The organism is Sphingomonas sp. 37zxx (genome assembly GCF_000786205.1).
Taxonomy (GTDB): domain Bacteria; phylum Pseudomonadota; class Alphaproteobacteria; order Sphingomonadales; family Sphingomonadaceae; genus Sphingomonas.
The window spans coordinates 1-20,742 of record NZ_JROH01000006.1; the positions used below are offsets into that span (position 1 = coordinate 1).

Consider the following 20,742-nt stretch of genomic DNA (forward strand, 5'->3'; position numbering starts at 1 on the left):
AAATGTCAAAATCAATCCACTAGGGCGCGCGGCGGGGTTGGGCAAGGCGGGGCAGCGGATGGCGGTGGCGGAAACGGCGTTTGGCGGGAGGGTGACCGATGCCCGGTGTTGGTGGTTCCTGGCGTCCGGAAAGCTACAAAAGCTACACTACGTACCCCCTGGATTCCCCTTTTCCGCGAAACGAAATGCGCCGCGGTGGAGAATGAGCGAGGGGTGTTCATGTGGCATGCGTATCAAAACGGGGACTTGTAGGACAGCGAGCTTTGGTGAGCGTCGTCGGGATCGTGCCCGTTGGTCGCGGTAATGGTTGGAATTGGAGGAAAGCAGGCTTTCAGCGCCCGGGTGGGGGCACAGTCAAGGCTGAACGCTTCGCCCGTTGCTCTGGCTCAAATCGGTGCCAGTCGTCTTCGGTAGGCAGATCAGGTCCGGGAGCGAAACGCCGGATCGCGTTCAGCACCAGCAGCTTCACGCGATTATAGTGTGGGCTACAGTTCCCGATAACAGAGGTGACACGCGCGCCACGCACCCGCTCGAAGGCGGCTGGGGTACCGTCCAGACATTGATCGTCATCCCCCGGCCAACCATCAGTAAGGCGGTCGAGCTCAGCCACCAGTCGTTGGTATGCGGCGGACGGAACACGAAACTTACGAGTGGAAACGGTCCCGCTATTGTTTGTCTTGTCGATCACGATCAGCGTGCCGCTGGCGTATGGCGCTGCCGAGGGTAGCGAGACTGCGAGGGCATAGTCACTCGTGCCGAACGACGGCATGGCGACAAAGCGCAGGCCGTCGCCGTGGAGATCTCGCAACGGCGGCAGCTTTGCAAACAATTTGACGGCGGAACCGCGCACATACGGATCGCCATCCTCACGAACTGGAGTCGCCTGCGTGCGGCTATTGTCGATCAGCTTGGCATCCAGCTCGCGGCTTTGGAGCCACTCCCGCCCGAGGATAGAGCCGACGATGACAAGTTCGATTACGATAATGGCGGTCGTCAGATAGCCTAGCCGATGAAGCCAGATGAGCCATCGAGAAGCTCTTGTCGCCATGCTCGTTATCCTCAAGCTTCCCTGATGGGGAAAATACGCTCCACTGCAACAAGCGCGGCCCTCGGCGACACAATAAAGTAAGGTGGCGCGTTTAAGAGGCCGACAGATTGAAGGCCCTGAACGTCCACCAGTGGGCGAAACAGCCCCCTACTTCGCCGCCCTTGCCGCTGCCACCGCCGCCTGCATCTGTTCGAGCGGGATCGCGCCGGCCAGCACGCGGTTGCCGATGACCCAGGCGGGGGTGCCGGTCATGCCCAATTGTCCCGCGAGTGACAGGTTCTTCGACAATTCATCGGTCGCGCCCTTCGATCGCGCGAAGGCCTGGCCCGCCGCGCGGTCGAGTCCGGCGCGAGCAATCGCGGCGTCGATCGATTGCGGGGTCAGGCGGCCGGCGGCGAACAGCGCGTCGTGATAGGCGGCGAACTTGCCCTGCTTGGCGGCGGCCAGGCTCCATTCGGAGGCGGTTCGGCTTTGCGCGCTCAGGATCGGCAGTTCGCGGAACACCACGCGCACCTTGGGATCGGCGGCGATCAGCCGGTCGAGTGCGGGCAGGCTGGCGCGGCAATAGCCACAGGCATAGTCCATATAGGCGACCACGGTGACGTCGGGGTTCCTGGCCCCCTTCCACGCATTACCGAACGGATCGACGATGCCGGCGCGGTTGGCCTGGACTACCTTGCCGGTCTCGCGGTCGCGCAGCCGGTCCATCGCCTGCGGGATGATTTCGGGGTTCGCCAGAATATAATCGCGCACCGTCGCCTCGACCCCGGTGCGATCGGCACCGCCGGCAGCGGGCCGAACCGATGCATAGACCGCAGCGCCGACCAGCCCGGCAAAGATGAAGGCGACCGCCAGCAACACCGGGCTTCGCAACAAACGTTCGATCATCGACGGCGGCCCTTTTGGTTTTGCACCGCGAATTCGGCGGTCATCTGAATATCCTGGGCGCGGATATAGTCGGGGGTATCGGGCGGCAACCCCGCCATCGCCGCGCGCGCGCTGATCAGCGCGCGCATCGGATCATTCGACAGGCTCGCCTGTTCGGCAGCGGCAAGCGCGGTGCGCGGGCCGTCGCCCTTGCGCTCATACACCACGCCCAATTGATACCAGGCAAACGGGTTGCGATCGTCGCGCGCCACCGCCTGGCGCAGCACCTGTTCGGCCTCGGTCAGATGCTGCGGGTCTTCGGTCGCGATCAGCGCGTGGCCGAAGGTGGTGGCGATCAGCGGCTGGAAACGAGTCCGCGTCGTCGCCTCGCGCAGCGGGGCCAGCGCCTCGGCGGGCTTGCCCGATTCGAGCAGGATCTGGCCCTGTAGTTCCAGGAAATAGGGGTCGGTCGGCGCGAACTGCACCAGCGCCGCCGCCTCCGCCGCCGCCTTGGCCGGATAGCCGGTGCGGTGATAGGCATAGGCGCGGGCATAGTGCGCGGGGATCGAATTGTCGGTGACCGGATAGGCGCGCAGCGTCGCCGGCGCATCGTTGACATAGCCGCGAAGCTTGGCCTGCACCCGCTTGAACCGCGCCTGTAGATCGGCGTCGATCGGCGCGTTGAACGCGGGCGCTGCCGACAAGTCGCCGGTCAGGTTGGCGATGCGCTGGCCCGACAGCGGATGGGTGCGCTGATAGCCGTTATTCTGCGGGATCGCGAGGCGGAACTCTTGATTCTGGAGCTTCTTGAAGAAATCGAGCATCCCGCGCCCGCTGATCTTGGCGGTATTCAGATAGCGCGCACCGGCAGCATCCGCCGCAGATTCCTGCCCTCGTGAAAAGGCCAGGAAGCTGCCCATCGCCGCCTGTTGCCCCGCCGCCAGAATGCCGGCACCCGCTTCGCCAGCGCCCGCCGCGATCGCAGCGACGCCCAGCACCAGGCTGAGGATCGTCATCCCCATCGCCTCCTGCATCATCTGGCCCTGCAACGGCACATGCCCGCCGGTGACATGGCCAAGCTCGTGCGCGATGACGCCCTGCACTTCATTGGCGTTGTCGGCCGCGTTGATCAGGCCCGAATGGATATACACCGCCTGCCCGCCCGCGACGAAGGCATTGATCGAACCATCGTTGATCAACACCATCCGCACGTTGCGCGGGTTCAGGTCGGCGGCCTCGATGATCGGGCGCGACATGTCGTTCAGCAGCGCCTCCGTCTCGGCGTCGCGAAGGATCGATTGCGCCGCAGCGGACTGCGCGGCCAGCAGAGAGGCAAGCGCGATAACGGGGAACAGGCGCTTCATGGGTCGATATATCGGTGCTTTCGCCGCGCGGATCAACGGCCATGCGGCGAAAGGGGAGCCACACGCCATAGTGCGCGCGGCCCCCCGTTCCTGCCTCAGGCCCCGAAGGTGCGCTGCCACCAGCCGCGACGCGGCGAGCCGCTGCCGCCTTCTTCGTCGCCATCGGCGTCATCGGCGTCACTGCCGGCGCTGGCAGGAGCAGCCGGGGCGTCATCGGCCACAGCGGCAACCCGCGACGCTGCTTCGGCCTCGACCGGGGCGTCCACCGCTGCCGGTGCGTCTTCGACCGCCTTTTTGCGGCGAGTGCGCTTTGGCTTTTCGGCTACCGGCTCGGCGACGACGGGTGCCGGCTCGGCCTCCACCGCTGCCGCATCGGCCTTTTTGCGGCGTGCGCGGCGCGGCTTGGGCGCAACCTCGTCGGCAGGTGCTTCCACCACCGGCTCGGCCTCGACGACCGGTTCGGCCACCGCTTCTTCCGCTTCAGCCTCTACCGGCACGTCGAGCGCGCTTGCCTTGCGGCGGCGGGTACGCCGTGGCTTTGTCGGGGCGGCTTCGGCCTCGGGCGTGTCGGCCTCGGGCTCGACCACCGGCATCGCGAAGGGCGCTGCGTCGCCAGCTTCGATCACCAGCGGCTCGTCGTCGACAGCCTGTGCCTCGCCGCCGGTCGTCTCACCCGCATCGCGACGACCGCCGCGACGGCCACGCCGACGCCGCTTACCGCGCCGCTCGCCGCCGTCTTCGGGTTCGGGTTCAGCGCGTGGCGAATCGCCATCTGCCGGACCGTAAACGGCGCGATCCTCGTCCAGATCATCCTCCGACACGGCGGCATCGGCCTGATCGGCTTCGCCGGCATCGGCGTCGCCATCGGCATCGGTTTCGGCATCGGTGACAGTCTCGCCTTCGACACCCCCCTGATCGTCCCTGGCCCGGCCACGCCGCCCGCGACGGCGACGGCGGCGACGACGTGCGCCATCCCCCTCGCCTTCACCCTCGGCCTCGCCTTCGGCGGCCTTGCGCTCGCGCGGACGGCGCGGCTCGACCACTTCGGCCTCGACCTCCTCCTCGATCTCGTCTTCTTCTTCCTCGATCTCAAAATCGTCTTCGGGCTCCTCGACCACCGGATCGAAGCGCGGAGCATAGGCCGGCGGCGGGCCGCCCGCCTCCACCGTCATGCGCGCGCCCTCGATCTCGCCGTCCGACGTCACCTCGACGGTCACGCCATAGCGTTCCTCGATCTCGGCAATGTCGCCGCGCTTCTTGTTGAGCACATAAAAGGCCGCTTCCTGGCTCGCGCGCAGCAACAACTGGCTGCCGCGACCGCGTGCCGCTTCGTCCTCGATCATCCGCAGCGCCGACAGGCCAGCCGACGATGCGGTCCGCACCAAGCCGGTGCCCTCGCAATGCGGACATTGGCGGGTCGATGCTTCGAGCACGCCGGTGCGAAGCCGCTGGCGGCTCATTTCCATCAGCCCGAACGAGCTGATGCGACCGACCTGGATTCGCGCACGATCGTTCTTCAGCGCCTCTTTCATCGCCTTTTCGACCTTACGGACGTTCGATCCGTGATCCATGTCGATAAAGTCGATGACGACCAGACCCGCCATGTCGCGCAGCCGCAACTGGCGCGCAATTTCGGCGGCTGCTTCCAAATTGGTCGCGGTCGCGGTCTGCTCGATATTATGCTCGCGAGTCGAGCGACCGGAGTTGATGTCGATCGACACCAACGCCTCGGTCGGGTTGATGACCAGATAGCCGCCCGATTTGAGCTGCACCACCGGATGGTACATCGCCGCCAGCTGATCCTCGACCTGATGGCGTTGGAACAGCGGCACCGCGTCCGAATAATGCTGCACCCGCCGCGCATGCGACGGCATCAGCAGCTTCATGAACTCCCTGGCCTGGCGATAGCCCTCCGGCCCCTCGACGATCACCTCGTCGATGTCCTTGTTATAGATGTCGCGGATCGCGCGCTTCATCAGATCGCTGTCGCCATAGACGAGCGCAGGAGCCGACGACTTCAGCGTCTCCTCGCGAATCCCGTCCCACAGCCGCGCGAGATAGTCGAAGTCGCGCTTGATCTCGACCTTGGTACGCTGCAGCCCGGCGGTGCGGACGATGCAACCCATCGTCGACGGCAATTGCAGATCGGCCATGATCGACTTCAGCCGCTTGCGATCGCCGGCATTGCTGATCTTGCGGCTGATCCCGCCGCCATGCGCGGTGTTAGGCATCAGCACACAATAGCGCCCGGCGAGCGACAAATAGCTCGTCAGCGCAGCGCCCTTGTTGCCGCGTTCTTCCTTGACGACCTGTACCAGCAGCACCTGACGGCGGCGGATGACGTCCTGGATCTTGTAGCGGCGGCGCAGGTTCAGCCGGCGCTGGCGCAATGCCTCGACCGCTGGATCCTCGCTACCGCCCTTTTTGCGGCGGCGCGGCTGACCATCGCCATCGCCTTCGCCTTCGCCTTCGGACGCCTCGGCATCTTCATCGTCATGATGATCGTCGTCATCATCCGATCGCGCCTCGACCATTTCGACATCGCCATGATCGTCGTCATGATCGCCATCATCATCGTCATCATCGTCGGCGCGCAACGCAGCCTCTTCGGCGGCGTGCTCGGCCTCTTCGCGCAACAGCGCGTCGCGGTCTTCCTTGGGGATCTGATAATAATCGGGATGGATTTCGCTGAACGCCAGAAATCCGTGGCGATTGCCGCCGTAATCGACAAAAGCCGCCTGTAGCGACGGTTCGACACGGGTTACCTTGGCGAGATAGATATTGCCCTTGAGCTGCTTGCGCTCGGCACTCTCGAAATCAAACTCCTCGATCCGGTTTCCCTTGACGACGGCAACGCGGGTTTCCTCCCGGTGGCGTGCGTCGATCAGCATACGCGTGGTCATTGATGTGTCTCCGCGCGCGCCGCGCGGGCCTGGCGGCCGGCAGTGGCGCGCGATCGTGATAGGCGGCTTCAGGGTCTTTCCCTGACCAAGCCGCGCGGTTTGGATGAAGTGCCTCTGCTGCGCAGACACGTCCGAGCACATGGCCCGGATACTTCGCGCCGGTCACGCACCCGCCGCTGTGCGCGGCGAGGGGATGCGTCGGATGCGAAAAGTGCCTCATTTGCAGCGTCAACCTGGATATGCCGCGCCCCTCAAAACAACCGGGGACGGGCAAGGATACCGGTCTGGACGGTCACAAACGTGAAACATCCTTGCGGTTGGTATATGGTCTAGCATTGCATCGCTTGCGCATCAACTGGCAGCGACTTGGCAAGCGGCGACAACAACATGCTTACCACCGCCTTGACCGAACTGCTTCATCATGGGGCAAAGCGCATTGGCCTACGCCGCTGACCCAGGGATCGGGAACAAGCTGCGCTTATGGTTTTACGCTGGACCTCCGCATATCGGGCACGGCATAATCGCTGCGTGGGTTTATTCTTTGCGCTTCTGTTAGGCTGGTTCGGCGGCATGCCCGCCTGGGCGGGCGACGTGCGCGCCGCCGGGGTAAAGCGCGACCGCGCCGCGCAGGAAGCGGGCGCGGGGCAAATGACCTTTGACTTTGCCCGCCGCCCCGAGCGCCCCGACGCCAATAAAGTGTCGATGCGAGTCCCCGCCGCGCGCAAGGCGCCGCCGCTGCCGCGCATCTATGGCGACGACGCCACCCGACCGCTGGTGGTGATCGACGCCGGGCATGGCGGCCATGATCCGGGCGCGATTTCGAGCGAGACGGGCCTTCGCGAAAAAGACCTGACGCTCAAGACCGTGCTGGCGATCAAGGACCGCCTGCTCAAATCGGGCCGCGTCCGCGTGGCGCTGACCCGCGAGACCGACAAGTTCCTGATCCTGCAGGAACGCTATGGCATTGCGCGGCGGCTGGGGGCGAGCCTGTTCATTTCGGTGCATTGCGACAGCGCCGGCAACCCGCTGGCGGCCGGGGCCACCGCCTATACCTTGTCCGAAGTCGCGTCGGATAAAGAGGCGGCGCGGCTGGCGGCGCGCGAAAACCGCGCCGATATTCTGGCCGGCATCGACCTTGGCGATACCAGCACCGACATCTCGTCGCTGCTGATCGACCTGGCGCAGCGCGAAACGATGAACCGATCGGCCAGTTTCGCGCGGCTTTTGGGGCGCGAGGCCGAAGCGCTGATCCCGGTAAAACCGGGCTTTCATCGCATGGCGTCGCTGATGGTGCTCAAGGCCCCCGACATGCCGTCGGTGCTGTTCGAAACCGGGTATCTGTCGAACCAGCGCGATGCCGACTTCATCAACTCGCGCGAAGGCCGCGAGAAAATCGCCGAAAGCGTCACCCGCGCGACCGAGATTTTCTTTGCCCGGCGGATGGCTACGCGCTGACCGCGCATCACGCCGCCATCGGGGCTGGCACCGGGCTTGCCGCCCGGCACCCCATTTCCATCCCCCGGTGCTTGGGCTAAACCGCGCCGACCATGGCGGAAACCACCGATACCAGCACCACCCCGCAACGCGAACCGCGTGGACGTTGGGCCGCGTTCCGTCAGGGGCTGTCGCGCACGCGCCGTCGTTGGTGGTTTCGCGTCCTGGCGGTGCTCGCGCTGTTCGCCGGCCTTGGCGTCATCGCCTTTTGGGCGATCTTCGCGCGCGATCTGCCTTCGGTCGACGCGCTGCGTGCCTATGAACCCGATCTGCCGAGCAATGTGCGCGGTATCGATGGCACCCCGGTCCACACCTATGAGCGCGAGCGACGGGTCGAGCTGGACTTCACCGAATATCCGCCGATGCTGGTCCGGGCCTTCCTAGCCGCCGAGGATCGCACGTTTTTCGAACATTCGGGCATCGACATTCCGGGCTTTGCCGGCGCGATTTTCGACTATGTTTCGAAGATGGGGACCGGCGAGCGCGCGCGCGGCGGCTCGACCATCACGCAGCAGGTCGCCAAGAACCTGCTGATCGGCAACGAATATTCACCGACGCGCAAGGTGCGGGAGGCGATCCTTGCCTATCGCATCGAACAGGCGCTGTCGAAGGCCGAGATCCTCGAACTGTATCTCAACGGCATTCCGATGGGCCGCCGCAGCTTTGGCGTGCAGGCGGCGGCGCGCGCCTATTTCGATAAGGACGTCGTCGACCTGCAGCTGCACGAAATGGCGTTTCTGGCGACCTTGCCCAAGGCGCCCGAATCCTATGGCCGCGCCGCCAATGCCGATCGCGCGATGGAGCGGCGCGGCTATGTCCTGGGCGAGATGCTCCGCAACCGCTTCATCACCCAGCGGCTGTATCGCGAGGCGATGGACCAGCCGCTGGGGCTGGTGCGCCAACGTAATTCGATCCTGCAATCCGAAGCGGGCTATTTCGTCGAGGAAGTCCGCCGCCAATTGATCGACCGTTTCGGCGAAAAGGCCGAGGCCGGACCGCACAGCGTTTATGCCGGTGGCCTGTGGGTTCGCACGTCGCTCGACAATCGGTTGCAGGGATTTGCCGCCGATGCGCTGCGCCAGGGGCTGATCCGCTTTGAACGCGGGCGCGGCTGGTCGGGACCGATCGCGACGATTGAGATCGACGGCGATAATTGGCAGCAAGTGCTGCTGGGCAGCAATGTCGGGCTGAATTATCTCGACTGGCGCGCCGCCGTCGTGGTGTCGAAGGACAGCGACGCCGCCCGGATCGGCTTTGCCGACGGCCAGAGCGCGCAGCTTTCGCGCGACGCCGCGCAAATGCCGGTTCGGTCGAAGGGCGGCACCGCCTTTGACGCACTCAAGGCGGGTGACGTGATCGCGGTCGCGCCCGAAGGATCGGGCTATGCCCTGCGCACGGTGCCCAAAGTATCGGGCGGCATGGTGGTCGAAGAGCCGCGTACCGGGCGAATCCTGGCGATGCAGGGCGGCTTTGACAGCAGCATCCAATCGTTCAACCGCGCGACCCAGGCGATGCGCCAGCCCGGATCGACGATCAAGCCGATCGTCTATGCCGCAGCGCTGGAAAACGGGATGACGCCAGCGTCGATCATCGTCGATGGCCCTTTCTGCGTCTATCAGGGCGCGCGGCTGGGCAACAAATGCTTTCGCAATTTCGGCAATGCGCGCGGGGCCGGCCCCAGGACGATGCGCTGGGGCCTGGAACAGTCGCGCAACCTGATGACGGTGCAGGCGGCGAACAGCACCGGCATGGACAAGGTGGTGACGCTGATGCAGCGGATCGGCGTCAGCGACGGCAAATATCCGCCCTATCTGTCGTTCGCGCTGGGCGCGGGCGAGACGACGGTGGTCAAGATGGTCAACGCCTATTCGATCCTGGCGAATAATGGCCGCGCGCTGACGCCAAGCGTCATCGATTTCGTGCAGGACCGTCACGGCAAGGTGATCTGGCCCGAAAACTGGCGCGCCTGCGAACGCTGCAACGCGCCCGATTGGGATGGCAAGGCGATGCCGCGCCCCATTGTGCGCGCGCGCCAGGCGGTCGACGCGATGAGCGCCTATCAGATGACGCATGTGATGGAGGGGGTGATCGAACGCGGCACCGCCACGACGCTGCGCGACCTGAAGCGGCCGATCATGGGCAAGACCGGCACCTCGTCGGGGCCGACCGATGTGTGGTTCATCGGCGGCACGCCGCAAATGATCGCCGGCCTGTATCTGGGTTATGACCAGCCGGCCAATCTGGGTGGCTATGCCCAGGGTGGCACGATCGCTGCCCCGATTTACAAGGCGTTCGCGACCAAGGCGTATGAGGGGATGGAAGTCCTGCCCTTCCGCGCGCCGCCGGGGATTCGCATGGTCCGTATCGATCGTCGCAGCGGTCGCCCGGTCTATGGCACCTGGCCAACCACCGATCCGCTGGCCCCGGTGATCTGGGAAGCCTTCAAGCCCGAGAGCGAGCCGCGCCGGACAAGGCGCGGCGGCGAAGACGATGATCCCGCGGCGGCGCAGGTGAAGAAAAAAGCCGCTGGTCGGGCAAATCGACCCAGCGACAGCGATTTCTTGCAAAGAGAGGGCGGAATCTACTAGCCCGCGATCAACATCTTTCCGCCATCCCCGTACCAGCGGGGATCCATACGCTCCTATGATCGAGAATATGGATTCCCGCCCCTGTGGGGCGTGTCGTTGTAACACTGGAGCATCACCATGCGCGCCGAAGCGCAGGCATACGCCGACAAGATCAACGCAGCACTCGAACTGCTGCGCCGCTTCCTCGATTGGGACCGCGCGCTGCGCCGGCTCGACGAGCTGAACGCGCGCGTCGAGGACCAGAGCCTGTGGGATAACCCCCGCGCGGCGCAGGAAGTGATGCGCGAGCGCCAGCGGCTCGACAGCGCGATCGCCGCCACGCGCGCGATCGAAGGCGAGCTGGCCGACACCGCCGAACTGATCGACATGGCCGACGCCGAAGGCGACGAAGACATGGCGAACGAAGGCACGCAGGCGCTGAAGGCGCTGATGGAGCGCGCCGAGGTCGACAAGGTCAAGGCGCTGCTGGCGGGCGAAGCCGATGGCAACGACGCCTATCTCGAAGTGCATGCCGGCGCCGGCGGCACCGAAAGCCAGGATTGGGCCGAAATGCTCCAGCGTATGTATATGCGCTGGGCCGAACGTCGCGGCATGAAGGTCGAACTGGTCGATTATCATGGCGGCGAACAGGCGGGCATCAAATCGGCGACGTTGCTGCTCAAGGGCGAGAACGCCTATGGCTATGCCAAGACCGAAAGCGGGGTGCATCGGCTGGTGCGGATCAGCCCGTATGACAGCGCCGCGCGGCGGCACACCAGCTTCTCGTCGGTGTGGGTGTATCCGGTGATCGACGATTCGATCGACATCGAGATCAACGAGGGCGACCTGAAGATCGACACCTATCGCGCGTCGGGCGCGGGCGGGCAGCACGTCAACACCACCGATTCGGCGGTGCGGATCACGCATATTCCGTCGGGGATCATCGTCGCCAGCCAGAACGACCGTTCGCAGCACAAGAACCGGGCGACCGCGATGGGGATGCTCAAGGCGCGGATGTACGAAGCCGAGCTGCAAAAGCGCGAAGCCGCCGCGATGGGCGAATATAATGCCAAGACCGAAATCGGCTGGGGGCATCAGATTCGTTCCTATGTCCTGCAACCCTATCAGCTGGTGAAGGATTTGCGGACCGGCGTGACATCGACCGCCCCGTCCGACGTGCTAGACGGCGCGCTCGATCCGTTCATGGCGGCGGCATTGTCGCAGCGGGTGACCGGCGAGACGGTGGACGTGGAGGACGTCGATTGAGAAAGGATGGTGCCGCCATGCTGACGATCGCTCTGGCGGCGCTGTGCCTGTCGGGCTGTGAAGCGCCGGTGCGCGCGCCGCAGGCCGATCGATCGGAAAAAGTAGGCGATTTCCCCACCGCCGACCGTCCCGTCGCGACGATCGTTTCCGATCGCTGGTCGACCGAGGAAGCGCGCGACCGGGTGGACGAGGCCGAAACCGTCATGGACCTGGCGGGCATCAAGCCCGGCATGACCGTGGCGGACATCGGCGCGGGCGAGGGTTATTATACGATCCGCCTGGCATCGCGCGTGGGCAAGGATGGCCGCGTGCTGGCGCAGGACATCGTGCCCGGGGTCCGCGACGCCCTAGCGGAGCGGGTGGCGCGCGACGGCCTGGATAATGTCAGCGTCCGCCTTGGCGAACCGCAAGATCCCAAATTGCCCGCCAATAGCTTCGATCGGGTGCTGATGGTGCATATGTATCACGAGATCGCATCGCCCTATGAGTTTCTCTGGCGGCTGCATCCGTCGCTTCGCGCGGGCGGCGAAGTGGTCGTCGTCGATGCCAATCGCGCGACGCAGAATCACGGCACCCCGCCCGCGCTGTTGAAATGCGAATTCGAAGCGGTCGGCTATCGCCAGGTGCGGATCGAGGAAACGCGATCGGCGGGCGGGTACATGGCGGTGTTCCGCGCCGATCGTCCGCGCCCTGCCCCCGATGCCATCCGTGGTTGCCGCGTCGAGAATGATTCGCCGCAGCCGGCCAATGCCCCGCAGGCCAAGCACGACATGCCCGATTAGCCGCGCGCTACAGCAATCCCATCAACCGAAAGCTGGTCACTCCCCAGCGGGTGACGACCAGGTGATCGAGCAGCCGCACGTCGAGCGCGGCCAATGCCCGATCGAGCGTGCGGGTGGCGGCGACATCGGCGTCGCTGGGGCGCAGATCGCCGCTTGGGTGATTATGCGCCATCACCAGCGCCCAGGCTCCGAACGCCAGCGCATCGGCAGCCACCTGCCGGATCGGCAGCCGCACCGAACCGACGTCGCCCGACGGCGCATGCCGCATCGCCAGCAACCGCCGATCGCGATCGAGATAGGCAAACACCGCGACTTCGTTCGTCGCAGTGGCAATCGCACCGAACATCTTGTGCGCAGCGGTGACATCGTCGATCAGGGGTGCAAAGGTCGACATTGCTTGTCATCCCACCTCGAAGCACCGACGCGAAACCGAAACGGCTCCGAAACGGACGTACTACGCCCGCTTGGCGGCACCCGCGCGCTCGGCTAGGCAGGCGCGATGCGGCAATATCTAGATTTAATGCGGCGCGCGCTCGATCATGGTGTCGTCACCATGGACCGGACCGGCGTCGGCACGCGCAGCGTGTTCGGCCATCAGATGCGCTTCGATCTGGCCCAGGGCTTTCCCGTCCTCACCACCAAGAAACTGCATCTGCGATCGATCATCGTCGAATTGCTGTGGTTCCTGCGCGGTGACACCAATGTCGGCTGGCTGCGTGATCGCAAGGTGAGCATCTGGGACGAATGGGCCGACGAAAACGGCGATCTCGGCCCGGTCTATGGCAAGCAATGGCGCGATTGGGCGGCTGGCGATGGCGGCCATGTCGACCAAATCGCCGAACTGATCGCGACGATTCGTGGCAATCCGGCATCGCGCCGGCAGATCGTCACCGCCTGGAACCCCGGCGAGCTCCACGCGATGGCGCTCGCTCCGTGCCACTGCCTGTTCCAGACCCATGTCGCCAATGGCCGCTTGTCGCTGCAACTCTATCAACGCTCAGCCGACATCTTTCTCGGCGTGCCGTTTAATATCGCAAGCTATGCGCTGCTCACGCACATGCTCGCGCAAATCTGCGACCTTGAGGTCGGCGAGTTCATCTGGACCGGCGGCGATTGCCATTTGTACGAAAATCACCTGGACCAGGCGCGCGAGCAACTGACACGCACCCCCGGCCCACTGCCGACGCTGACGATCCTGCGCCGGCCGCCGTCGATCGATGCTTATGAATATGAGGATTTCGTGCTGAACGACTATGTCGCGCAGCCGCATATCAAGGCACCGGTGGCGATATGAGCCGCGACATATGAGCCGCGACATCGTCTTTTACCTCGCGCGCGCCGATAATGGCGTGATCGGCCGGGACGGCACGCTGCCCTGGCGGCTGCCCGCCGATCTGAAACGCTTCAAGGCGATGACGATGGGCAAGCCGATGCTGATGGGGCGCAAGACCTTTGACAGTTTCCCCAGCCTGCTTCCCGGCCGGCGGCATATCGTGCTGACTCGCGACACCGGCTGGGCCGCGCCGGGGGCCGAAGTCGCGCATTCGGTGGAGGACGCGCTGGCGCTGGCGGGCGATGCGCCTGAAGTGGCGGTGATCGGCGGGGCCGAAATCTATGCACTGCTGCTGCCGCATGCGACCCGGATCGAGGTGACCGAGGTCCATCTGACGCCACAGGGCGACGCCGTGGTCGCGCCCTTTGCCGCTGCCGACTGGCACGAAACCGCGCGCGAGGCGCATGGCGCCGATGGCGAGCGCCCGGCATTTGATTTCGTCACCCTCACGCGCCGCGCCGACCCGCAAGGGAAGGATTTGCAACCGCCCCGCCCGCCCCTATAGCCGCGCCATGCAGCGGTTAGACGGCGGTGCGACGGTTCCCGCCCCCTTGCGCGGCGCGATCGTGGCGCTGGGCAATTTCGACGGTTTCCATCGCGGGCACCAGGCAGTGGTGGGCCGGGCGATCGAACGCGCGCGCGCGCAAGGCAGGCCGGCGATCGTCGCCACCTTCGATCCGCACCCGGTGCGCCATTTCCGCCCCGAACTGCCGCCCTTCCGCCTGACGACGCTCGATCAGCGCGAGCGATTGTTCGGCCAGGCGGGGGCCGATGCGATGCTGGTGTTCGGCTTCGACGCCGATCTTGCCAGCCTGTCGGCCCGCGGCTTTGCCCAGCAGCGGCTGGTCGACCGGGTGGGTGCCGGCGGTGTGGTGACCGGGGCCGACTTCACCTTTGGCAAGGGCCGCGACGGCGATGTCGCGGTGCTGGCGGCGCTGGGGGCGGAACTGGGCTTTGGCACCGACACCGTCCAGCCGGTGCTGCACGAAGGCGCGGTGGTATCGTCGAGCAACATCCGCGAGCATTTACGCGCCGGCGACCCACAGGCCGCCGCCATGCTGCTGACCCGCCCCTTCACGATCGAAGGGGTGGTGGAACATGGCGCGAAGCTTGGGCGGCAATTGGGCTATCCCACCGCCAATGTGGCGATGGGCCAGTATCTGCGCCCGCGCTATGGCATTTACGCCGTGCGCGGGCGGTTGGCCGACGGGCGGGTGCTGAATGGTGCTGCGAATCTGGGGATACGCCCGATGATCGAGGGCGCGCCAGTCGAGCTGCTCGAACCCTATTTCTTTGATTTCGACGGCGATCTCTATGGCCAGACGATCGCGGTCGAGCTGATCGCGTTCCTGCGGCCCGAGGGCAAGTTTGACGGGCTGGAAGCGCTCAAGGTCCAGATGGCCGCCGATTGCGACCGCGCGCGGGCGATACTCGCAACCTAACTCCCCTCCCTGGAAGGGAGGGGTTGGGGGTGGGTAGGCCGGTTGGCCGGCGCAGCGCTGCATCACGGGCCGACCCACCCCCGCCCCCTCCCTTCCAGGGAGGGGAGGAGAAGCGGAATGGCAGCCAACGCACGCCCCCTTTCCCACGCGCCCCGCTTCCTCTAATCCCCGGCCACTCATGACCGACACTCCTCCTCCGCCGCGCGACTGGCGCGACACCGTCTTCCTGCCGAAGACCGACTTTCCGATGAAGGCCGGCCTTGCCGCCAAGGAACCCGCGATCCTCGATCGCTGGGCAAAAATCGGCGTGTACGACCGGCTGCGCGAGCAGCGCGCCGGGCGCGAGCGTTTCATCCTTCACGACGGCCCGCCCTATGCCAATGGCGACATCCATATGGGCCATGCGATGAACAAGGTGCTCAAGGACATCGTCGTTCGCAGCCAGAGCCTGATGGGCAAGGACGCGCCCTATGTGCCCGGCTGGGACTGTCACGGCCTGCCGATCGAATGGAAGATCGAGGAAGCCTATCGCGCCAAGAAAAAGTCGAAGGACGAAGTGCCGCCGACCGAATTCCGCCAGGAATGCCGCGATTATGCCGCCAAATGGGTGGGCGTGCAGGCGGCGCAGTTCGCGCGGCTGGGCGTGATGGGCGATTGGGCCAACCCGTATCTGACGATGAACTTCGCCTCCGAAGCGGTGATCGCCGGGGAATTGCTGAAATTCGCGATGTCGGGCCAGCTCTATCGCGGGGCCAAGCCGGTAATGTGGTCCCCGGTCGAAAAGACCGCGCTGGCCGAAGCCGAGGTCGAATATGAGGACGTGGTGTCGACCCAGATCGACGTCGCGTTTGAGATTTTGGATGCACCGAATGCGCCGGAGTTGAAGGGCGCATACGCGGTGATCTGGACGACGACGCCGTGGACGATCCCGGTGAACCAGGCTTTGGCCTATGGGGAGGAGATTGAGTACGCGATCGTCGAAATCGCCTTTATCGATCCCAGACAGATGATGGGTTACGACGCTTCTGCAGCCGAAGTGCTTGCCCGCGATCTGGCCCGCCTTGATTCAGCGACTGCCCTATTCGCCGGAAAGCGTATCCTTGTCGCAGCTGAACTTGCCGAATCTTTTGCGAAGCGAGCTCGTGGGGAACGAGTAATCTCATCGGTTAAAGTTATTCGCACAGTGAATGGCCGTGAGCTCGCCGGTGCCACCGCACGCCACCCGATGCACCATCTCGGCGGCTTTTTCGCCAAGCCGCGCCGGTTCCTGGCGGGTGATTTCGTCACCGCCGATGCGGGCACCGGGCTCGTTCACATGGCCCCCGATCATGGCGAGGACGATTTCGCGCTGTGCAAGGCCAACGGCCTCGAGCCGGTGTTCGCGGTCGACGATGCCGGGATGTACCGCGCCGACTGGGCGTGGCTCGGCGGCCAGGGATCGGTGATCAACAAGAAGTTCGTTGCCGCCGGAGCCGGAGGCGACTTCAAGGAACCCGGCCCGATCTGCACTGACCTGCGCGCGGCGGGCGCGCTGCTCGCGGCGTCGGACGATTTCGCGCACAGCTATCCGCATAGCTGGCGGTCGAAGGCCAAGGTGATCTTCCGCTGCACGCCGCAATGGTTCATCCCGATGGACCGGGCGACGAACCTGTCCCCCTCCCGCTTGCGGGAGGGGCTAGGGGTGGGCGTGTCGGCGAGCGATGCGCTCGGTGAGACTTCATCCCCTCCCCCGACCCCTCCCGCAAGCGGGAGGGGGGAAGGAGGGGACAATGCCCCTACCCTTCGCGCCCTCGCGCTCGATGCGATCGAGCGCACCCGCTGGGTGCCTGCACGATCGCAGAACCGGATCCGCGCGATGGTCGAGGGGCGGCCCGATTGGGTCATCAGCCGCCAGCGCGCCTGGGGGGTGCCGATCCCGATCTATCTGAACCGCAAGACCGGCGATTATCTGCGCGACGAAGCGGTGAACGACCGCATCCTCGCCGCCTTCCGTGAAGGCGGGGCCGATGCGTGGTTCGCCGCCGATCACCAGGCGCTGCTTGGGGCAGAGCATGACCTTGCCGACTATGCCGTCGTCACCGACATTCTCGACGTGTGGTTCGATTCGGGCAGCACGCATGTGTTCACCGTCGAGGCGCGCTACGGCGAGGGCGTCCGCGCCAACCTGTATCTCGAAGGATCGGATCAGCATCGCGGCTGGTTCCAGTCGTCGTTGCTCGAAAGCTGCGGCACGCGCGGGCGGGCGCCCTATGACGCGGTGCTGACGCACGGCTTCGCGCTCGACGGCAATGGCCGCAAAATGTCGAAGTCGCTGGGCAATGTCGTCGATCCGCTGAAGGTGATCGGTGAATCAGGTGCCGACATCCTGCGGCTATGGGTGGCGCAAACCGATTATTTCGAAGATGTCCGCATCGGCAAGGAAGTGCTGTCGGGCACCGGCGATACCTATCGCAAGCTGCGCAACACCTTCCGCTATCTGCTCGGCGCGCTCGAAGGCTTTGACGAGCGCGAGCGAGTCGCGGTCGCCGACATGCCAGAGCTTGAACGCTATGTGCTGGGCAAGCTCGGCAAGCTCGACGCCGAACTGCGCGCCGCCGCCGAAGCGTTTGAATTCAACCGCTACACCCGCGCGCTGTCCGATTTCGCCAATGACGATCTGTCGGCGTTTTTCTTCGATATCCGCAAGGACAGCCTGTATTGCGACGCGGCGGACAGCATCAAGCGGCGGTCGTACCGCACGATGCTCGACGTGCTGTTCCACGCGATGGTGCGCTATGCCGCGCCGATCCTGTGCTTCACCGCTGAGGAAGTGTGGCAGGCGCGCTTCCCCAGCGACGACGGATCGGTGCATTTCCTCGAATGGCCTGAACTGCCCGCAATCCCTGCCGACCTGAAGCTTGGCACCGATTGGGATGGCGTGCGCGCGCTTCGCGAACAGGTGACCGAAGCGATCGAGCCGCTGCGCCGCGAAAAGACGGTGCGGTCGAGCCTCGAGGCCGAAGTCACGCTGCCCGATCTGCCGCTGTCGCCCGATGCGCTGGCCGAGATCTTTATCTCAGGCCAAGTGCACCCCGGCGAGTCGCTGGCGATCACCCGCACCGAAAAGCATAAGTGCGGGCGCTGCTGGCGGCACCTGCCCGAAGTGGTGGACGAGGTTGCAGGCGGAAGCGGCTTGTGCAACCGCTGTGCCGAGGTGGTGCAGCATGCGTGACGGGCGTAATTTCGGCTATGTGGTGGCGGCGGCGATCTTCCTGATCGATCAGCTTTCCAAATGGCTGGTCACCGATGTGCTGGGCATCGCGCACATGGGGGCGCTGCTCGAACTGCTGCCGTTCTTCGATCTGCGATTCGTGCCCAATGTCGGCGTATCGCTTGGGCTGTTGCCCGCCGAAAGCCCGATGATGCGCTGGGCGTTGGTGGTGCTGACCGGCGGCATCGCGGTGGCGGTGGGGGTGTGGATGACGCGCGAACCCAACCGCAACGATCGGCTGGCGCTGGCGCTGGTGCTGGGCGGTGCGCTGGGCAACATCCTCGATCGCATCCGCTTTGGCTATGTCGTCGACTTCGCCGACCTGCATTTCGGCGAATGGCGGCCGTTTCTGGTGTTCAACATCGCCGATGCCGCGATCACGATCGGGGTGGTGATCCTGCTGCTGCGCGCGTTGTTCGTGCGCGACAAACCTTCGACTAACGATCCGTCAAACGGGGCGGACAAGCCTGCACCTGTGGAGAAAATGAATGCGTAATCTGTTCGTCTTCGGTGCCCTGGGCACTGCCCTGTTGCTGGCCGGTTGCGGCAAAAGCGGCCTCGATCGCAACCGTCCCGACGAATTTGCGGTCGCGCGCCAGGCACCGCTGGTAATCCCGCCCGATTTCTCGCTGGTCCCGCCGCAGCCTGGCGCACCGCGCCCGCAGGATACCGGCGCGGCCAATCAGGGGCTCGAGGCGCTGTTCGGCGGCGCGGCAGCACGCAGCGCCAGCGAGACCGTCGCACTGCGCGAAGCCGGCAGCACCACCGCGACGCCCGGCGTCCGCTCGGAAGCCGGCGATCCGCAGACCAACGTCATCGACAAAGGATCGACGACGCGCGACATCGTCGCTGCACCCCAGGGTGACGGTCAGGACGCGCGCGCAGTCACCGGCACGCCGACTCCGCCGAAGCAATAAGCTGTCGGTTACCCGGCGCGGAGGTGATCGGGCGAAGGCGACACCGCATCAATCGATGCGGTGTTCGCCCTTCACCCAGCGCACCGTGCCCGAACTGGCGCGCATCACCACGCTTTCGGTGGTCATCACCTTGCCCCGGCGCTTGACGCCTTCCAGCAGCGACCCATCGGTCACGCCGGTAGCCGCAAAGATGCAATCACCGCGCGCCAGCTCGCTCAGGTCATAGATTTTGTCGAGGTCGGTGATCCCCCATTTGCGCGCGCGCGAGCGTTCATCTTCGTTGCGAAACAACAGCCGCCCCTGAAACTGCCCGCCGGCACAGCGAAGCGCCGCTGCCGCCAGCACGCCTTCGGGTGCGCCGCCCTGGCCCAGATAAATGTCGATCGTCGTGTCGGGATCGGTGGTCGCGATCACCCCGGCGACATCGCCATCGTCGATCAGCATGATGCCGCAGCCGCAAGCGCGCAATTCGGCGATCAGCTTTTCGTGGCGCGGGCGATCGAGCACACAGGCGATGATGTCCGAAGGCTTCACCCCCTTGGCCGCCGCCACCGCCGCGACATTTTCGGTGGGTGATTTTTCGAGGTCGATCACCCCCGGCGGATAGCCCGGCCCGACCGCGATCTTGTCCATATACACATCGGGCGCGTTCAGCAGACAGCCTTCCTCGGCAATCGCCAGCACCGCCAATGCGTTAGGGCCTGCCTTGGCGGTGATCGTCGTGCCCTCCAGCGGATCGAGCGCGATGTCGATTCGCGGGCCTTTGCCGGGGGCCGATCCCACTTTTTCGCCGATGAACAGCATCGGTGCCTCGTCGCGCTCGCCCTCACCGATGACGACCGTGCCGTCCATATAGAGTTCGTTGAGCGCGGCGCGCATCGCTTCGACCGCGGCGGCATCGGCTGCCTTTTCATCGCCGCGCCCCACCAGGGCCGATGCCGCGATCGCCGCCGCTTCGGTCACGCGGACCATTTCGAGCACGAGCACTCGATCGAGAACCTGGCTGCGCGCCTGCATGAAAGCCACCTTTGCGGGAAGAGGTCGTTTCGGGGGCGATAGGCGAGGGCTATTGCGCGAGCAACCGAAAGCAATGTTTTCGCAGACGGCGCATGATGTTATTGTTGTTTTCTCGAAACGGAGGCGCTGGTCATGTTGGTTCTGCTCTTATCGCTGCTTCAGGCCAGTGCCGATCCACAGCAATTGCTGGCCACCCATGCGCGGCTGACCCAGGCCGAAGTGCCCTGCCACGCCACTGCCGATGATCGCGAGATCGTGGTGTGCACCGCGCGCGACGCCGATCGTTTCCGCGTGCCCTATATCACCCCGACCGAGGGCGATCCCAACATCGTCGATGTCCCCGGCGAGCGGTCACGGCTGATCGCGCAGACCAATAACTGCCAGGAAATGCGCTACAATATGACCGGCTGTGGCATGACGGGGGTGTCGATGACCGCGGGCAATGGGCGCGGCGTCGGGGTAGAGAAGCCCCGACCGCCGGCACCTTAAGCG

General features: G+C 65.2%; 17 protein-coding genes. 11 read left to right on the forward strand and 6 right to left on the reverse strand.

Features of this window, described 5'->3' with window-relative positions:
* Positions 1–331 precede the first annotated feature (331 nt).
* The 4 genes from QU44_RS17365 to QU44_RS03855 all read right to left on the reverse strand — a co-directional run bounded on the left by QU44_RS17365 (position 332) and on the right by QU44_RS03855 (position 6,182).
* Positions 332–1,048: a hypothetical protein gene (locus QU44_RS17365; protein ID WP_052134306.1), complete on the reverse strand. Its 717-nt coding sequence runs from the start codon at positions 1,046–1,048 to the stop codon at positions 332–334.
* A 147-nt stretch (positions 1,049–1,195) separates the two neighbouring features.
* Positions 1,196–1,936 (reverse strand): DsbA family protein, encoded by a 741-nt coding sequence (locus tag QU44_RS03845; protein WP_052134307.1) that lies wholly within the window; start codon positions 1,934–1,936, stop codon positions 1,196–1,198.
* On the reverse strand, positions 1,933–3,279 hold the full coding sequence (locus QU44_RS03850) for a M48 family metalloprotease (protein ID WP_033920217.1): 1,347 nt from the start codon (positions 3,277–3,279) through the stop codon (positions 1,933–1,935). The genes QU44_RS03845 and QU44_RS03850 overlap by 4 nt, the downstream gene beginning before the upstream one ends.
* A gap of 95 nt (positions 3,280–3,374) precedes the next feature.
* Entirely contained in the window at positions 3,375–6,182 is a 2,808-nt protein-coding gene (locus QU44_RS03855) for an Rne/Rng family ribonuclease (RefSeq protein WP_443018069.1), read from the reverse strand.
* A gap of 480 nt (positions 6,183–6,662) precedes the next feature.
* Here QU44_RS03855 and QU44_RS03860 point away from each other — a divergent pair, with 480 nt between their 5' ends.
* From QU44_RS03860 to QU44_RS03875, 4 genes are all read left to right on the forward strand, one after another.
* On the forward strand, positions 6,663–7,637 hold the full coding sequence (locus QU44_RS03860; protein WP_081987854.1) for an N-acetylmuramoyl-L-alanine amidase family protein: 975 nt from the start codon (positions 6,663–6,665) through the stop codon (positions 7,635–7,637).
* Positions 7,638–7,729: 92 nt separating this feature from the next.
* Complete coding sequence (locus QU44_RS03865; protein WP_033920220.1) at positions 7,730–10,264, forward strand: penicillin-binding protein 1A; 2,535 nt, start codon at positions 7,730–7,732, stop codon at positions 10,262–10,264.
* Between the two features lie 117 nt (positions 10,265–10,381).
* Positions 10,382–11,509: a peptide chain release factor 2 gene (gene prfB / locus QU44_RS03870; protein WP_033920222.1), complete on the forward strand. Its 1,128-nt coding sequence runs from the start codon at positions 10,382–10,384 to the stop codon at positions 11,507–11,509.
* Positions 11,510–11,526: 17 nt separating this feature from the next.
* A complete protein-coding gene (locus tag QU44_RS03875) occupies positions 11,527–12,291 on the forward strand; it encodes a class I SAM-dependent methyltransferase (RefSeq protein WP_033920224.1) in 765 nt (254 codons plus the stop codon).
* Between the two features lie 7 nt (positions 12,292–12,298).
* Here QU44_RS03875 and QU44_RS03880 read toward each other — a convergent pair whose 3' ends face one another.
* The gene (locus QU44_RS03880; RefSeq protein ID WP_033920226.1) at positions 12,299–12,685 is read right to left on the reverse strand and encodes a JAB domain-containing protein; all 387 of its coding nucleotides are present in this window, start codon (positions 12,683–12,685) and stop codon (positions 12,299–12,301) included.
* Positions 12,686–12,790: 105 nt separating this feature from the next.
* Here QU44_RS03880 and QU44_RS03885 point away from each other — a divergent pair, with 105 nt between their 5' ends.
* From QU44_RS03885 to QU44_RS03910, 6 genes are all read left to right on the forward strand, one after another.
* The gene (locus QU44_RS03885; RefSeq protein ID WP_033920228.1) at positions 12,791–13,585 is read left to right on the forward strand and encodes a thymidylate synthase; all 795 of its coding nucleotides are present in this window, start codon (positions 12,791–12,793) and stop codon (positions 13,583–13,585) included.
* 10 nt (positions 13,586–13,595) lie between these two features.
* Positions 13,596–14,129, forward strand: a complete 534-nt coding sequence (locus QU44_RS03890; protein WP_052134308.1) for a dihydrofolate reductase — start codon at positions 13,596–13,598, stop codon at positions 14,127–14,129.
* A gap of 7 nt (positions 14,130–14,136) precedes the next feature.
* A complete protein-coding gene (locus QU44_RS03895; protein WP_033920229.1) occupies positions 14,137–15,066 on the forward strand; it encodes a bifunctional riboflavin kinase/FAD synthetase in 930 nt (309 codons plus the stop codon).
* A gap of 178 nt (positions 15,067–15,244) precedes the next feature.
* Positions 15,245–18,277, forward strand: a complete 3,033-nt coding sequence (ileS, locus tag QU44_RS03900; RefSeq protein WP_033920231.1) for an isoleucine--tRNA ligase — start codon at positions 15,245–15,247, stop codon at positions 18,275–18,277.
* Positions 18,270–18,812 (forward strand): signal peptidase II, encoded by a 543-nt coding sequence (lspA, locus tag QU44_RS03905; RefSeq protein ID WP_033920233.1) that lies wholly within the window; start codon positions 18,270–18,272, stop codon positions 18,810–18,812. Before ileS ends, lspA begins: the two co-directional genes overlap by 8 nt.
* Positions 18,805–19,233, forward strand: coding sequence for a DUF3035 domain-containing protein (locus tag QU44_RS03910; protein WP_033920235.1), 429 nt, complete (start codon positions 18,805–18,807; stop codon positions 19,231–19,233). Before lspA ends, QU44_RS03910 begins: the two co-directional genes overlap by 8 nt.
* A 48-nt stretch (positions 19,234–19,281) precedes the next feature.
* Here QU44_RS03910 and glpX read toward each other — a convergent pair whose 3' ends face one another.
* Positions 19,282–20,250, reverse strand: coding sequence for a class II fructose-bisphosphatase (gene glpX, locus QU44_RS03915; protein WP_033920323.1), 969 nt, complete (start codon positions 20,248–20,250; stop codon positions 19,282–19,284).
* A 132-nt stretch (positions 20,251–20,382) separates the two neighbouring features.
* Between glpX and QU44_RS03920 the strand changes: the two genes are divergently transcribed.
* Positions 20,383–20,739 (forward strand): hypothetical protein, encoded by a 357-nt coding sequence (locus QU44_RS03920; protein WP_052134309.1) that lies wholly within the window; start codon positions 20,383–20,385, stop codon positions 20,737–20,739.
* The last annotated feature ends 3 nt before the right edge of the window (positions 20,740–20,742 follow it).